At 54.2% G+C, this 15,554-nt stretch carries 12 protein-coding genes; 6 read left to right on the top strand and 6 right to left on the bottom strand.

What is annotated here, in order from left to right; genetic code table 11:
- The first annotated feature begins 12 nt into the window (after positions 1 to 12).
- Positions 13 to 1,083: a DUF3592 domain-containing protein gene (locus tag CHH28_RS10260; protein WP_094060222.1), complete on the top strand. Its 1,071-nt coding sequence runs from the start codon at positions 13 to 15 to the stop codon at positions 1,081 to 1,083.
- 52 nt (positions 1,084 to 1,135) lie between these two features.
- On the opposite strand, the gene trxB is transcribed toward CHH28_RS10260, so the two are convergent.
- The gene (gene trxB / locus CHH28_RS10255; RefSeq protein ID WP_094060221.1) at positions 1,136 to 2,098 is read right to left on the bottom strand and encodes a thioredoxin-disulfide reductase; all 963 of its coding nucleotides are present in this window, start codon (positions 2,096 to 2,098) and stop codon (positions 1,136 to 1,138) included.
- A gap of 391 nt (positions 2,099 to 2,489) precedes the next feature.
- On the opposite strand from trxB, the gene CHH28_RS10250 reads away from it, so the two are divergent.
- The gene (locus tag CHH28_RS10250) at positions 2,490 to 3,230 is read left to right on the top strand and encodes a hypothetical protein (protein WP_094060220.1); all 741 of its coding nucleotides are present in this window, start codon (positions 2,490 to 2,492) and stop codon (positions 3,228 to 3,230) included.
- A gap of 44 nt (positions 3,231 to 3,274) precedes the next feature.
- On the opposite strand, the gene CHH28_RS10245 is transcribed toward CHH28_RS10250, so the two are convergent.
- The 3 genes from CHH28_RS10245 to CHH28_RS10235 are packed head-to-tail and all read right to left on the bottom strand — an operon-like array spanning position 3,275 to position 7,454.
- Positions 3,275 to 5,395 carry a TRAP transporter large permease subunit gene (locus tag CHH28_RS10245; RefSeq protein ID WP_094060219.1) on the bottom strand — a complete coding sequence of 707 codons (2,121 nt, stop codon included), beginning with the start codon at positions 5,393 to 5,395 and terminating at the stop codon, positions 3,275 to 3,277.
- 44 nt (positions 5,396 to 5,439) lie between these two features.
- Positions 5,440 to 6,429, bottom strand: a complete 990-nt coding sequence (locus CHH28_RS10240; RefSeq protein WP_094060218.1) for a putative solute-binding protein — start codon at positions 6,427 to 6,429, stop codon at positions 5,440 to 5,442.
- A complete protein-coding gene (locus CHH28_RS10235) occupies positions 6,429 to 7,454 on the bottom strand; it encodes a hypothetical protein (protein WP_094060217.1) in 1,026 nt (341 codons plus the stop codon). The genes CHH28_RS10240 and CHH28_RS10235 overlap by 1 nt, the downstream gene beginning before the upstream one ends.
- A gap of 499 nt (positions 7,455 to 7,953) precedes the next feature.
- Here CHH28_RS10235 and CHH28_RS10230 point away from each other — a divergent pair, with 499 nt between their 5' ends.
- The 3 genes from CHH28_RS10230 (at position 7,954) to CHH28_RS10220 (ending at position 10,428) form a co-directional block, all read left to right on the top strand.
- Positions 7,954 to 9,333, top strand: coding sequence for a PhoH family protein (locus CHH28_RS10230; protein ID WP_094060216.1), 1,380 nt, complete (start codon positions 7,954 to 7,956; stop codon positions 9,331 to 9,333).
- Between the two features lie 98 nt (positions 9,334 to 9,431).
- Positions 9,432 to 9,836: a hypothetical protein gene (locus CHH28_RS10225; protein ID WP_094060215.1), complete on the top strand. Its 405-nt coding sequence runs from the start codon at positions 9,432 to 9,434 to the stop codon at positions 9,834 to 9,836.
- A 58-nt stretch (positions 9,837 to 9,894) separates the two neighbouring features.
- Positions 9,895 to 10,428, top strand: a complete 534-nt coding sequence (locus CHH28_RS10220; RefSeq protein ID WP_094060214.1) for a TIGR00730 family Rossman fold protein — start codon at positions 9,895 to 9,897, stop codon at positions 10,426 to 10,428.
- Here CHH28_RS10220 and CHH28_RS10215 read toward each other — a convergent pair.
- Complete coding sequence (locus CHH28_RS10215) at positions 10,405 to 11,997, bottom strand: cation:proton antiporter family protein (RefSeq protein ID WP_094060213.1); 1,593 nt, start codon at positions 11,995 to 11,997, stop codon at positions 10,405 to 10,407. The genes CHH28_RS10220 and CHH28_RS10215 overlap by 24 nt on opposite strands.
- 81 nt (positions 11,998 to 12,078) lie before the next feature.
- Here CHH28_RS10215 and CHH28_RS10210 point away from each other — a divergent pair, with 81 nt between their 5' ends.
- Positions 12,079 to 12,675, top strand: a complete 597-nt coding sequence (locus tag CHH28_RS10210) for a DUF924 family protein (protein WP_094060212.1) — start codon at positions 12,079 to 12,081, stop codon at positions 12,673 to 12,675.
- Positions 12,676 to 12,695: 20 nt separating this feature from the next.
- Here CHH28_RS10210 and CHH28_RS10205 read toward each other — a convergent pair whose 3' ends face one another.
- Positions 12,696 to 15,482 carry a hypothetical protein gene (locus tag CHH28_RS10205; protein ID WP_157729867.1) on the bottom strand — a complete coding sequence of 929 codons (2,787 nt, stop codon included), beginning with the start codon at positions 15,480 to 15,482 and terminating at the stop codon, positions 12,696 to 12,698.
- Between the last annotated feature and the right edge of the window lie 72 nt (positions 15,483 to 15,554).

The following is a 15,554-nucleotide window of genomic DNA, read 5'->3' as shown; positions in this document are numbered from 1 at the left end:
AAAGGAAGCAACATGGCAACACTCAAGTCACCTGGCCAAAAAAAGCGTCAGGTCGTACGGATCATTTCGGGCCTTATATTTTTAGCCATCACTGCCGTGGCTAGCATAGCCTATGGTTTTGTTAAAACTCAGCAACTCGCTTGGGTAAAGGATCATAAAGAAGCACAAGGCACCATCACTGAATTAAGTCATGTGGAAGAAGAATACAGAAACCGAAAAGGCAAAAAGCGTTATCGTGATGTGTATAGCCTGAGTTACTCTTTTTCGGTCGATGGCGATCGTTACAGCAACACAGTTGAGGTGAGCGAATCACTGTTCGTAAACAGCGACGAACAGCAAGCAATTACTGTCTGGTACGAAAATGGCTACCCGAGCCAAAATAGCCCCGAACAGGTCATGATCGCCGAAAAGGCCAGCAACAACCTAGCTGGTAACGCGATAGCTGTCGCACCATTTACCTTTGGCGGCAGTTTATTTCTATATTATTTACTGAGCTTTATTTTTGTCCGCGAGTCCAAACATTCATTGCCGGAAGGTTTTTACACCGAGAATACTTGGTTGGATGTCGACGATAACTACTTCGTCGCCTTGGATGATGCTGATCTTGTGTTCTTTGACATCGACAAAGGGCGAGCTAGCAAAGTACAACAGCTGTACCAGCAAGGCGCAGCGCTAGAGGAAATCATCGGCGCCAGCAAAGCCAACAAGCTTAATCGAGTGCCCATTTCTGCCATGAAACAAGTTCGCAGTGATCATAATAGCGATACGATTCAGGTAGAGACCGATGATAGGACTTATTCAGTTGAATTTTTAAACCAAGCATTAAAAGCGCATGCTTTAGAGCGGATTAGAGCCTTACTCCCAGAGGGAATGACTTACAACAAAGAAGAAAAAACACGCATAAAATCAGCCTTGCCTGCATTAACTCTCGCAACGCTGTTTGTCGTGCCAATGTTTTTCATAACCACACCAGGTATCAACCTGGTCATTGGTTTTATCATCGTCGTTAAAATATTGCCGCGCATTTTAGTGCGTCTTTGGGACCCAACCATTACCGAAAAATGGGCACTGGCTACAGCATAAGTTCCTAGGCCCCGCTTTCATCTTGAAAGCGGGGCCTAGGGATAGGATAGATTTACCCTTGGCTATCTAAACCATCCAGATAACGCTCAGCATCCAGCGCAGCCATACAGCCGGTACCCGCGGAGGTAATGGCTTGGCGATAAATGTGGTCCATTACGTCACCAGCGGCATAAACGCCCGGCACGCTGGTTTGAGTGGCGTTGCCTTCCAGTCCGCTTTGTACCTTGATGTAGCCACCTTGCATCTCCAGCTGGCCTTCAAAGATGCTGGTGTTGGGGTGGTGACCGATGGCAATAAAGATGCCTTCCAGTTCGATCTCTTCGGTCTCGCCCGTTTCGCGGTTTTTAATGCGCATGCCGGTCACGCCCATATCGTCACCCAGCACTTCATCCAGTTCGTTGTTCCACTTGATGATGACATTGCCGTTCGCGGCTTTATCGAGCAGCTTATCCGCCAGGATTTTCTCGCTGCGGAAGCTGTCGCGACGATGCACCACCACCACTTCTTTGGCGATGTTGGACAAGTACAGCGCTTCTTCAACCGCAGTGTTACCACCACCGATCACAGCTACGCGCTTGTTGCGATAGAAGAAGCCATCACAGGTGGCACAGGCCGATACGCCCTTACCTTTAAACGCTTCTTCACTCTCCAGGCCCAGGTACTTGGCGCTGGCACCGGTGGCGATGATCAGCGCATCACAGGTGTATTCACCGCTGTCACCTTTCAAATGAAATGGACGTTGCTCCAAGTTAACGCTGTGCACATGGTCAAAGATGACCTCGGTATCAAAACGCTCAGCGTGCGCTTTCATACGCTCCATCAACTCAGGTCCTTGTACGCCATCGGCGTCGCCCGGCCAGTTATCAACGTCGGTGGTGGTGGTCAGCTGACCACCCATTTGCATACCAGTCACCATCACTGGATTCAGGTTGGCACGCGCCGCATAAACCGCCGCCGTGTAGCCGGCCGGACCAGAACCCAGGATCAATAGTTTGACGTGACGAGGTTCGCTCATGATGTTCTCCACAATCTGACGGCCAACAGCGCCTGTTCTGCGCTGTCGACACTGAATATCGAAAGGTCGCTAGCTTATCGCCAAAAAGCCACCAGTGCGAAATGAATATTACTTATCTGTCTATCAAGGCAAGCTATTAGCCCGGTACCGGCGCGGCCAATGGCCGTCAGCTGCTAAACTGTCAGCGCCGTGAAGGAAACGGGCTCGATTTGACGCAACCCTAAAAAAGTTATAACTATCAAACAGTTAGACAGAAAGGACAGGGGAATCTGGAGAAGCGTCAAAATCATCGCATTGTCGCGTTACGTCGAATACGGCAACATCGCAGAGATGTGTGTCTGTGCCCAAACAGCATACTCAATAACAACAACACACCACGAAGGGTTACACCATGGAAAAGCGTCAACAGATAGAGCAGCGGTCGCGACTCGGTACCTTATTGATCCACAAAGGGTTGATCAATCGCCAGCAACTGGATGACGCACTGACCCGCCAGGCCTCCGGTGGCGGCCGCTTGGGTGAAATCCTGGTGGCGCAAGGCGTACTGACCGATGGTCAGCTCAAGCGAGCGTTACGCCGTCAGTCCAACTACCGCTTAATTGCGGCTGTTTCCGCCATGCTGCTGGGGCCATTTCAACCCTTTATCAGCAGCGCTAACGCCGCCATCGACGACGGTCATGAAGTGGCAGAACAACAAGTAAAACGTTCACCGTTTACACAAAGCGGCGGCATGCAAGCCTTGTCAGAAGCCGAAATGGGCGGCGTAACTGCGCAGGGTGCCACCGATATTCTGGCCAATCTGGATCGCTTACAAGAGATAGCGACCACGCCCAACGCCAGTGATGACGACATTGCTACTACTACGCTGGAAACGTTGCTAAACACTTCCCTGCCGATTTCAAACTTGTTTGACGCCGAAATGGAAATCCGTGGCATTCAATACGCCGACGGACCGCGCACGGTAATCAATGGCGATGGCTCGCTGGAAGTGAAATTACCCACTCACATCGACGAAGTATCATTCCGCAATGTACGCGTGCAAGGCATGAGCAACGCCCACCTTGGTGACGTCACCATTCGCAATATTTCCTTTGGCGCCGGCACCAGCGTCAATATCAGTTTGCGCCCTTAGTGATTGCTATTGGCGGTGTGGTTAACACCGCCATGCGATCGACCTTAACTGCTGTAACCGATTGTCAAGGGCACAAAAGCGACCAACGCCAGAGCAATGACCATGGTGACCAGAGGTAATAGGATTTTTTCATGCCGGTACCAGAAGGTATCGCCCTCTAATTTGGACAGTCGCACTTCTTCTTCCCCCACCACTTGCCGGGTCAGCAAGTGATTGAGCGCCACCGGCGGCGTCAAATAGCCCAACTCAAACGCCACTAACGTGACCATCCAAAAATGCACCGGATGAATGCCGCTGTCGTAGGCAATGGTGGCAATGGTGGCGCTGACCAAAATCACGGCACCATAAGGGTCAATGACCATGCCAATCAGCACCAGCAATACCACCATCAGCCCCATCGCCAGCCAGATTGAGTCAAAGCTGGCAGGTACCATGGTCATCAGCTCGGCGCGCTCCACCACCCCGCCAATGCTGACAGATAACCCCATCAGCAATAACAATGCACCGATATGACCGGTGGTTTCTGTCGTTGCCTCGCGCACCTTTTTTTCCAGCGAGTCACGCCCATCGCACAAATCATGCCATGAGGATTCCAGCCGCGTTTCAACGTAATCTATGTTCATATTTTCGCGTTTTAATACCGCTCGCTCTTCACTCACGCGCTCGTACATAAGAATAATCAGTAGCAACACGGGCAAAATCACCGGTGCAGAAAACTCGTCCAAGTAAGCGTTCAGCAACAGCGCATAGGCCAGCAAAGTAATGGCAATTAACACGACGTACGGCAGCAATGGTTTTAATGCATGGGCAAACTGCAGCCAGGCGCCCGGTGGAACAGACAGCGAGGTTTTGTCTTGTCGTGTTAGCAGTGCCATGGCAGCAAATAATGTCGCTGTCAGCAGAAACACCTTCACACCCCAGCCAAACAACTGATCCGTGGTGACCTCGTTGTTCAGCGCTGCAATGATCACCACCAATAAACATGGGCGCAGCACCACCCCCATGGAGCCAGACATGGCGGTTGCCGCCAGCGCTAATTGACGGCGCGCCCCGGCACGGCGCAATTCGCTGTAAATTAACCCACCCACAGCGATCACAAAAATACCCGAAGCTCCAGTGTACGCGGTTGGAATGGCAGCCAAAGCCACCACCAGCACGGCCAACATTTCTGCCGGCAAATTGAATGGCCGGAATAAATCAAAAATACGCTGCGCTAAACGGGTACGTTTAAATAGCATACCAATCCAAACGTACAGTCCGACGTTCAAGAACAGCTGTGATAACTCCATCATCTGGTTCAGGTAGATACCGATGCCTGCGCTGTGCCCAGCAAGAATGAAGTAGCTGCCGGAAATAATGCACATGGTGGAATACAGCGGCACGGACAGCTGTGCTTTTAAAAAGCTACCACCTGGCTGTACATCGTCCGGAATAAATAAGAACTGATACAAACTCAGCAATAAAATGGCAGCGAAACCAAAGATCCACAGATGGTGCAAAATCATATGTTCGGTACTGACGGCCACCCCAGCCCCCATGGCAACATCACGGAAGCTGTACACGGAATAAAACAAGATACTGCTGGAGATCAGTTGGGCGCCAGCGGCCACGCGATAATCCATCGCCGTTTCCATTGGGCGAAGCGCAATGTGATGACGTCGAAAAACCGCCGTCAGGCCACAAATGAGTACCAGAACCGCCAGCATGATTCGCTGCGCTTGCATACCCATTTCACCAAACGCAGCAATGCCTAACTCGATGGCCCGAAACACTTCCACGCTGGGCGTAATGCGCTCTAACGTCTGCTGGTATTGTTGGTGCTGTTGCTGACACTGAGCCTGTGCCGCCAGCAACGATTGGCGCATCACGGCCGGATCAACCGGATCTGGCGCTAACAAATCCCACTCGTCGTTGCTGGCCTGGCTGTCAGCAATCAGCTGCTGCAAGCGCGATTCGATGTCCATGCTCGGGTTGCAAGCAGGCGCCTGTGGATCATGGCGCAGTTTGAAATAACCATCCCAGGTGTTTTCGCCCAATTTCAGCAACTGTGCGTGCAAGGTGTGACTGGTGTTTAAAATCACCACAAACACCAAGACCAAAAACGCCGGCAAAGCGGCCAACCATTCGTACGCACTGCGCTGCGCAAAGCGTGCCGTCTGTTCCATGGTGAAGTCCTCTGTTGGCGCGCTCGTGGCGCGCCTTATCGTTATTATTCGAGTTTTTCTACGCACTCAATGGCGCTGGGTGTTTCGCGGCAGCGCAGCTTACGCAATAACGCCAACATACTGTGATGATAAATTCCCTCTTGGCGCAGCTGCAGGCGCACATTGCGCAGCATCTGCTGATATTCGCTACTGACTTCGTCGCTTAAATCAATCCAGTACTCGTCATTTATCGCCGCGGTATCTGCAGCAATGGTGCGTGATACACGCTCAAACAACGCCGCAATGGCGATACGAGATTTGCCGCCAAACTCAGCTGGGAAACGGTCATGATAGGCAACCAGTTGAAAATCCAAGTACGCCAAGTTAAAGCGAATAATGCCGCCGTTGTTGCCCAACCCCTTGTAAAGCTCCAGCGGTTTATACGCCAGCGCCGGAGCGTAGGCCGCATCCACATTTCCATTATTAAACATGCCGGAAAAATTCGCCGAGTTCGCTGGAACCACAGATGCACCGACATGATTCACCAGACGTTTGGATGGCTCGTCGTAATCAATGGTGGCGATGCGCTTGCCAGACAACTCTTCGACCGAATCAATATTGCGATCGCGGACAAACAAATAAATGGGACCGGCGGGCAATACTCCCATCACCTCATAGCGGCCTTCGGTCATGTAGCGCGCGGCTTTGGGCGACGCCATCACTTGCACCAACTGTTGCATCACAGTTTCCGACGGCACTGCACCAATGGCTTCCACCGTGGCGGTAAAGGTATTGAATGGCCGGGCACGCGCGCCGGTTAGCACCACGGCATCGCACTGTTCGGCTTTAAAGTCGTCAGAGGCGATTTTTTCATCCGTGTAAGCACGCAGCTGAAATTCCACGCCCCATTGCAACGCCTGAGCACGGTAGTCTTTGGCCATACCGTACAAGCCGCCGTTTGATCCCAGCGGATCAAACACGCATAGGGTGCGTTGCAGCAGTTCAGCCTGGCCAGTCAGTGGCAACCACAATGCCAGCAGCCAACACCAACGCATCACTCCGCTCCCAGCAGGTCGTCGATATCAAACGCTGGCAACGACTGAGTCTGGTCATCCCAGAAAGTACCCAGTTGGCCAAATGGCGTGCGTGCGCCGGTGGCCTCGGTCCACATGCGGTCGGATATGGCCAAAATCTGGCGCTGGGCCATGATGTCCATCAAGCGATATTGTTCCGCCGCCGACTGCTGGTTCACCGAATCCGCGTGACGGCGAATGGCATCGCGTAAGCGTTGCGGATCGCCACTGCTGTCAGCAATGGTCACTTCAATCGCATGCGCCATACGCACACCGGCATCCGACGCCATGGCACTGGCTTGCTGCAATTGTTGCCAGGGATCGACGCCTGCTGGAGCATTGTCTGGCAGCATCACCCAAACCGACGCTTGCACCGCTTGTGGCAGGCCCCACCAGCGCTGGTTGTCTACACACTGCATGCCGCGCACGGACTTCATCGCAATGTCTTTAGGCACGCCGACACTGCCTTCCGCGCGCAGATCACTCATCACCGACTGCACACCGGCCAAAATGCCTAACACCCAATAGATTTGTTCATCATCGTTTAACTCAGGACAGTTACCGCCAGGCTCTCCTAATTCGGCCACCATGTGCTGATAGGCGTTGTATTGTCGTTGAGCAGCGATGGCATAGCCGCGTTTCTCTAGAATGCGCGCATCTTTTGCGGCCGCCACTTGTTGGCCGTTGAAGGCACGCAAATACGCTAACGCGTGTTCATGAGCGTCTGCTTCGGCGCAGCTGCCAGCCATCATGTACAACGTCACCGCCGGCAGATGTGCTTCATAAGTCACGTCGGAAAACGACAATAAGGTTTCCGCCAACGCCTGCGACTGATTACACACCATGGTCGGATCATCGCTGCGCATGGTGAAAGGAATGGCGTGGCTTTCGGCGTAGTCGTAGGCAAACCAACCAGTGGTCTTATACACAGTGCTGCAGCCGGACACAGCCACAGTCAGCAACAACGCTGCACTCAGCCGAGCCAGCCGCGGGAAAGAGATAGACATGAAGCCCCCAGGGGTGAGTTGTTTATTGTTATTGTGATGGCCTGTGTGCCACCTAGGTGCCAGATAATCCCGGCTTTATTGGCGTACCTTGCCAGTGTAATCCGATAAAAGCCACCACCATTGGCAGCGGCGCCGCAGCCCCAGACCCTAGGGTCAACGACAACCACTGAACAGGTTGATATCGGCCAAAGCTGACCGACATTTGGTGGGATTATTTACTTGGCAAGCCGCTGGCAAGCCTGCATGATGAGGTCAGAGGCATTGCACAGCCCTGAGCTGTGACCACAGGAGAGGTCATTGACGATCCGCTATTTTCCTGCCCAGATTTCGACCAACACAGCAAGGTGGTATGCCTGGCCAACCCACCTTTCGGCCTCTGCAACGCCCTTTTCCAGCCTCGATTGCGCTCAACCTCAAGCCTTTGTCACAACCCTAACCACGCACCTTACGGGCCATTCTGGCCAACCCCTTCGTTTTGGATGCACAGGAGATTGCTCATATGGCAGCACGCAAGTCCGACACTAAGTTGTACGTTCTGGACACCAACGTTCTGATCCACGACCCGGTGGCGATTCTGAACTTCGAAGAGCATCAGGTCGTTATTCCTATGACTGTATTGGAGGAACTGGACAAGCTCAAAATGGGCAAAGCCGCCATCGCAACAGACTGCCGCGAAGCCATTCGCCAAATTGACCGCATTATAGGCGACGCCAGCCCCACAGAAATTGCCAAAGGCGTACCGATACGTCGCGCCGATGATAACTTTCAGGGCCACTTTTCCATTTTGCTGGACAACTTTGACCACCCCAAACGCGCCCTGCCACAGGACTTAAACGACAATAAAATCATCAACAGCCTGGTTACGTTGCAGGAAAAATACCCGCGCCGGGACGTGATATTGATTACCAAAGACATCAATATGCGTTTGAAAGCACGCGGCTGTGGCCTTGGCGCACAGGACTATCAAAACGATCAGCTGGTGTCCGATGTGTCGTTACTGGAAACCGGCTACCACAGCTACGAAGGCTCCTTTTGGGACAGCCAACAGCAAGTGCAAAGCTTTCACGATGAGGCCGGTACCTACCACCGCATTCCGCGCGATGATCTGCCAGAAGACTTGTACGTCAATCGCTTCATCACTGACGACAAAGGCTTTATTGGCCGCGTCACGCAAATCACCGAGGAAGAGGTGACGCTGCAAGACTTGCCATATGAACAGTTGATGCAGCAATCGGCGTGGGGCCTGCAACCACGCGATGCAGCGCAAGCCATTGCCTTGCACTTGCTGCTCGATCCTGATGTACACCTGGTTACGCTGAGTGGCCAAGCTGGGTCCGGCAAAACCATTCTGGCACTGGCCGCAGCCATTGAAATGACCGTCGCCACCAGCCAATTCCGCCGCATTATTGCCACCCGCAGCACACGCGGGTTGGACGAAGACATCGGCTATTTACCGGGTACTGAGGCTGAAAAGATGGAGCCCTGGTTGGGTGCCATTACCGACAACCTAGAGGCATTGCACAAAGACGATGAACACGCCCACAGCAGCGTCGATTACATTTTGCAAAAAGTGCCGCTGCAATTTAAATCGCTCAATTACATTCGTGGCCGCAGCTTCCAGCACAGCCTGATTTTGATCGACGAATGCCAGAACCTAACACCGCACCAAATGAAAACCATCATCACCCGCGCCGGTGAAGGCAGCAAGGTGGTGTGCCTGGGCAATCTGGCGCAAATCGATACCCCATACTTAAACCCGGTAAGCTCCGGGCTCACGTATTTGATTGAGCGTTTTAAACATTTTCCTCATGGTGGCACCGTGCATTTACAGGGCTCTCCACGCTCAGTACTGGCCGAATACGCGGAAAACCATCTTTGACGATATAAAAATCCTGGACTATATAACTTGTGTTATGAGCAATGCGGTCGCCGCATTGCTCTTTTCTGTCCAAGCCCATGCTGCAGGGAAGGTCCACCATGAGAGCACTTGCTGTCCTGTTTTTAATCGCCGGTGTCGCCCAGGCGGAAGAGAAGATTTACGAGCTGGAGTTTGAAAGCGACTCTAACTGGACCAGCATCGAAATCCGCGACGACGCTGAGTTCGTTAATGCCCCAGCCGGCGAGACCATGAATGTAACGGCCAAAGATGGCCTGCGCTCTTACACCATTTCACCGAAAAAGATTCATATCCGCTCCCGCACCCGTGGCCAGATCAATATGAACCTGTTCGTACGCTCCCCCAACAACGTGCTTGGCCTGACCATCTGCAAAGGCTCTGCGTCCAGTTACACCTGGATCAAATCCGAGCAATCGCGGCAGAAAAACGACCTTAAAGAGCGCAACCATTGCGAGCCTGCGGCTCTGGTACTTAATCTGTTCTGACGCTGCGGTTGCTCCCGTTCATTACCAATCACCAAGGCATCACCCGAGACAGAACACGATGAAACGCTTAGCCATTTATTGTGGCGCTCGCTCAGGCCGCGATGACAAATACCGACAAGCGGCGGCCAATTTAGCCAGCCAGCTGGCCAAACGGGGTATCGGTATCGTTTACGGTGGTGGTCACACCGGCCTGATGGGCGTTGTGGCCGATGCCGCCTTGGCCGCTGGCGGTGAAGTCATTGGTGTCATTCCCTCCACTCTGCACGACAAAGAAGTTGGCCACACAGGCTTAAGCCAGCTGATTCACGTCAAGACGATGCATGAGCGCAAAGCAACCATGGCGCAGTTGGCCGATGGCTTTTTGGCATTACCGGGAGGAATCGGCACATTAGATGAACTGATTGAAATATGGTGCTGGGCCGGACTGGGCGATCATCACAAGCCCTGCGCCTGTTTTGATGTCGACCAATACTGGCAGGCCTTGTTCGACTTGCTCGACCACATAGAGCAGGAAGGTTTTGCTCACAGCAGCGCTGAGCTGGCGCGTTTGGCCAGCCCAGAAGAGGTGTTACGCTGGCTCAACCTCAGCTGACTGCAGTAACGGTTTCGTTTCCGCCGCAAATCCAGCACCAACTTCGGCGTAGTAGTTAAACACCACATCGACCCCCAACGACAGCAGCTGCTGGCGCTCATCCTCGTAGCGCGCTACTGCGGCGATACGACCGCGATAGCCTGCCAAGCGCAGCATTTCCAAGGTACTAAGCATCTCAGTTTGTGATGGCAATGCCAGCATCACCAGTTTTACCTTGCGGCCGTTAGCACCAGCTCGCAGGGCTGCCTGCCAGAACTCCAAGTCATCGGAATCGCCGAGTGCAATGCGGATGCCTTCATTGCGTAACTTCGCCACGCGATCGCTGTCCGACTCAATACCGCACACCTGCTCTGGGTAATCCGGCGTGATCGCCTGATACGCACCCTTGCCAACCCGTCCCATGCCAAGGATGAGAATCTCCGCGTCGGCTGGGCGTTCAAAGGTAGGATGCACTCCCGAGCGTTCCCAACGATTGATGCCGTCTTTTTGCTTGGCATAAATATGATGCGCTCGGCGGTACAAGAAGGTGCTCAAGATAAAGGAAATCGACATCACCAAAGCAATGATGACCAACCAGTCCTCTGACATCCAACCGTTCTTGACGCTCAGATGCGCCACAATCAAACCAAACTCGCTGTAGTTGGTCAGCGCCAATGCCGTTAAATAAGCCGCCCGGCCCGAGACACTGAAACGAGTCAGTAGCCAGAAGAACAGCACGAACTTCAGTACCAAGGCAAACAACAGCATGGCTGCGCTAATGGCCATATCGAGGCTTGGTAAGGCAGTAAAGCCAATGGATAAGAAGAAGCCGATTAAGAACAGGTCTTTAAAGCCCATCAGCGCTTTATACAGCTCCGAGCCCTTGGCATGGCCGGCCAGCATCATGCCGACCACCAACGCGCCCAGGTCACCTTTAAGGTCGACGGCATAAAACAACTCAGAGCCGCCCAGCGCTAGGAAAAACCCTAATAGCGGCAGCAGCTCACCATGCCCAGCCGCTTGTACCAAACGAAACAGCAATGGCCGAGCAAACCACAATAGCAACAAACCCGCAGCCCACGGAGATGGTAATGAGCCGGTCGAAGCCACCAGGAACAGCACGGCAAAAATGTCTTGGATGATCAAGATGCCCAACGCCAGACGGCCGTGACGCGCTTTCAGCTCCGAGGATTCTTCCAGCATTTTGACCACACACACGGTGGAAGAGAAACTCAACGCAAAGCCTATGAGCGCCTGTGTTGTCCAGTCGACGTCGTAGTAATGACTCACACCCAGCCAGGCCGCGAGCACCAACATGCCCATCATCAGCACCGTCCAGATACTGGTGTTCAAGGTGGTGGTGGCCCAGACCTCCGGTCGAATCAGTGCTCGTACGTCCAGCTTTAAGCCAATGGTGAACAGCATCAAGGTGATGCCCAAGTCGGCCAAGGTCTGCAAACTGGCCGCAGGTTCCACGCCTGCAGCGTGCAAGCCAAAGCCGGCCAACAAAAAGCCGACCAACGGCGGCATACCGATTTGCTTCATAATGAAGCCGCCGCCAAACGCTACCAGAATCCACAAAAAATCCATTGCTGCCCACAGCTCCCAGATTGCAGCCCATCAAAACGCTCGCTATGGTAGCTCAGCGGAACCCCTAACGGCAGGCGAGAAATGCATAAAAACGATATTCTGGAATTCTGGTTTGGTGCAGACGCAGCGGACCATGAGATAAGTCAACGTCAGGCGGCGTTGTGGTGGCAGAAAAATCCCAGCACCGACCAAACCATCAAAGAGCGCTTTGAGCCGACCCTAAAGGCCTTGTTGCGCGGCGAGTACCGCGATTGGCTCAGCAGTGCCGATGGCAGACTGGCGGCCATCTTGGTGTTGGATCAATTCAGCCGCAACATGTACCGCGACAGCGCCATGTCGTTCACCCAAGATGCATTGGCCTTGGAATGGGCGTTAGAAGGCATTCGCCAAGGGGCAGATCGAGACCTACGGCCCATCTATCGACTGTTCTATTACCTGCCACTCGAGCACGCCGAAAGTGATGCCATGCAGACCCTTTGCATGAGCAAGCTGCAGCAGCTGCATGACGACGCACCCGACAACTTCAAAGACGCTGCCGCCGACTACCTGGACTTTGGCCGCAGGCATCAGCAGATCATTCAACGCTTTGGCCGTTTCCCGCACCGCAACGCATTGCTGAATCGCACCTCTACCAAGGAAGAACGCGAGTTTCTGCAGCAGCCGGGGTCGAGCTTTTGAGCTGCTTGAGCTTCTGCCTCTCAGAAGCTCAAGCCTAAGCGCCAGTAAAGTTCCCAATCGCCGTCGCGCTGCTGATCAAAACCGTACGCTACACCAGCGGACACCGGCAGCAACAGACGGTAGCCGAGGATAAGCTCTGCCGTCAGTTCAGCACCAGCGGCGGCCATGTCCGGGCGTTTATTATCGTCAAACCAAGCGCCACCTTGCTCAACAAACAGGTTGCCATACCAGTCCCCCATGCCAAGCGGCAAGGTATCCCAGTTGCGCTCTACCCGTCCGAGCCAGTGTCGATAACTCACTTGAGTGCGATACAGATTTTGTCCAATGGCAGCGCTGCTGCCGTAGCCGCGCAGACTGAACTCATCGCGTCCTAACAAAGCGCCTTCGACAGCAAAGTCGCTGCCGCCCAGTCGAAACGGTTGTGCCTGATCTTCGGCATAGCCCGCCAATGCCGCTAAGGTCAGGGTTTTTCTGCCAGGGAGGTCGAAGGTGTGGCGCCCTTCCCACTGATAGCGCATGCCGTCGTAATCACTGTTAAGGACATCGTTGCTCTCAGCCACCAGCAGACTGTAGGTGCCCCAGCCAGTACCAGGCACATTTAGGTACGACTGGCGGTTATCAAAGGTGGTGGCGATGCCTAACAAACTCTCACGCAGGCCAGCGCGGTCGAAGGTAACAGGCCCCTCACCACGCACCCAGCGTTCGTACTCGTGACTGATGCCAATGTGCCAGCGCCATTTGTCCTCGAAGCTGGCCCACAGATTCTGCCGCGCCAATACCAGCAAGTCTTCACGCCGGGTTAGCTCGGCAAAGCCGACGTCGTCAATGCGATGACTGCGTTGCCAGCTCAGTAACCAACGATTGTCCATGCCGTAGCTGAGTGCCCAGTCGGTTTGCTGCTGTTGCAGATCGTAACTCAAGCGGGCGCTGTAGTTGTGACGCGCCAGAGCATCTTGACCGCTGGTGGAAAAGCCGACGTAACTTTGGTCATCGTTGGCCGACCAATACGGCAGCCAGTAGCGCGGCCTCAGCGTTGGCCAAGGCGAATAGTCACGACTGGGGTAGTCGTTGCCACTGATCCACTGATAGTCATAATCGCCTTGCCACTGCTGCAGCGAAAAGGCCGCCAGCTCATGGATGTCGGCCACGCGCAACTGAAAGCCACTGTGGCCGTATTGCTGCCAAACCAGTTGGCCACGCCAAGCTTGCGGCGCAAAAGCACCGCTCGCCACTTGACTCAGGCGTTGCAGTGGCAGCTCCTCGGTGTCCAGTGTCAGTGCCCAGAGATCAAATACGCCGTCGTAATCGGCGCTAAACACGACGCGCCCATCTGGCAGAAACGCTGGGCTGTTTTCTACCGCTTGGCTGTTGGTGAGTGCCTGCCAATGGCCTACAAAGCGCGCCAGATTCCAACCCTGAGCACGCGGCTTATGCGCAGCGACAATCACACCATCGCTGCGAACCGCCAGTTCGCCCAGCACTTCACCGTGCTGGCCGCGCCACAAGGTTGTGACCTCACCGCTCGCAGTGACTGCCACCAGTTCGCTCAGTCCGTCCACCGAGCGCGTTGCCAACCAACGTTGGTGGGCCGCATCCCATTGCAGCGCACGCAAACGTTGCTGCTGTGTCACACGCTGCCAATCGCCTTCGTGCAGCACAAACAAGTCGCTCCAGGCACGACCATCGGCGTAAGACAGCAGCCGTGTTGCCGCCAGCTGGCCTTGGTCGTTTACTGCCAGCGCCTGAATGCCATCGGCCCAAGCAATAAACTGTGGCGCTTGCTGACCTATGAGCTGCATCACGCGGGGGCGATCTTCTCCGTTGCTTTCGACGTACCACAAGTGCTCGCCGTCGCTGGCGGTGGGCTGGCGGCGTCGGCTGGCCACGGTGAGCAGTTCAGAAGTGGTCTGTTGTTGCTGCAACTCGGCCAACTCATCGCCGAAGCGCTGTTGCAGCCAGATCTGATACTGCTGCCATAGCGATTCCAGCGGCTGGCCAAAATAGCTGCGCAGATAACTGTCCAGTAGGAAATACGGCATGATCTGACGTGCGTAGCCGTGCAAAAAAGCCTGCAGCCTTTCTTCACCGAAGCGGTCCGCCAAAAACTCCACGAAATAAGCGCCATACAAGTAGGCTCGATTGGTGGGCCATTCTCGCTGCGCCAAAATCACCGAGTTCATGGCATCCAGCTGACCAGAGTCCACCTCTTCGCGCATTTGCATGCTGTAGTAACTGCTTTGCAAACGCCCAAAGCCTTGCTCGTGGTTGGTTTCCAGATACACCGCCAACCCCTCCAGCATCATTGATGGAGTAAAAGCGTGAGGAAACAGGGTCAATGGCGGCACCAGCCACAATCCGGCGCGGCCAAACACCTTGCGCCCAGAAGCCACCACACCGCCTTCCAACTCCATGTGCAGCACGTGCACGTATTCATGTCGGATCAGGCTTTGCAACCAATCGTCGTTGTGCTCCAGCGACGAAATCTGCTGCGGCGGTGAAGCAAACAAGCGAATCTGAGCAAACGGCAGCGGTGTCGCCCAGCCGTTAGAAAAATCAAAGTCGTCCACCAACACCATTTCCGTGCGCTGTTGCGGCGCAAACTTAAAAAATGGCAGCAGCTCATCGTGCACCTGCTCAGCAATGGTCAACGAGCGCTGTGCCATGGCTTCGTGGCGGGCTAAATAGTGCACCTGAAAATGTTCCGATGTGCTGGTACGCCACTGATCATCAGCGCCATCCCAAGACACAGACTGAGCGTGCGTCGACACGCTCCACAGAACCGCAATAAGCGTACATAACGTGCGCATGACTTCCCTGACCTTGTAAATGAGAATGCCGAGGATAATACGACCTGGGGCGATGCTTGTCTGCCCTGGGAC

Source organism: Bacterioplanes sanyensis (assembly GCF_002237535.1).
Taxonomy (GTDB): domain Bacteria; phylum Pseudomonadota; class Gammaproteobacteria; order Pseudomonadales; family Oceanobacteraceae; genus Bacterioplanes; species Bacterioplanes sanyensis_A.
Note: the sequence above shows the minus strand (reverse complement) of the source record. Positions and strands in the feature narration are given on the sequence as shown.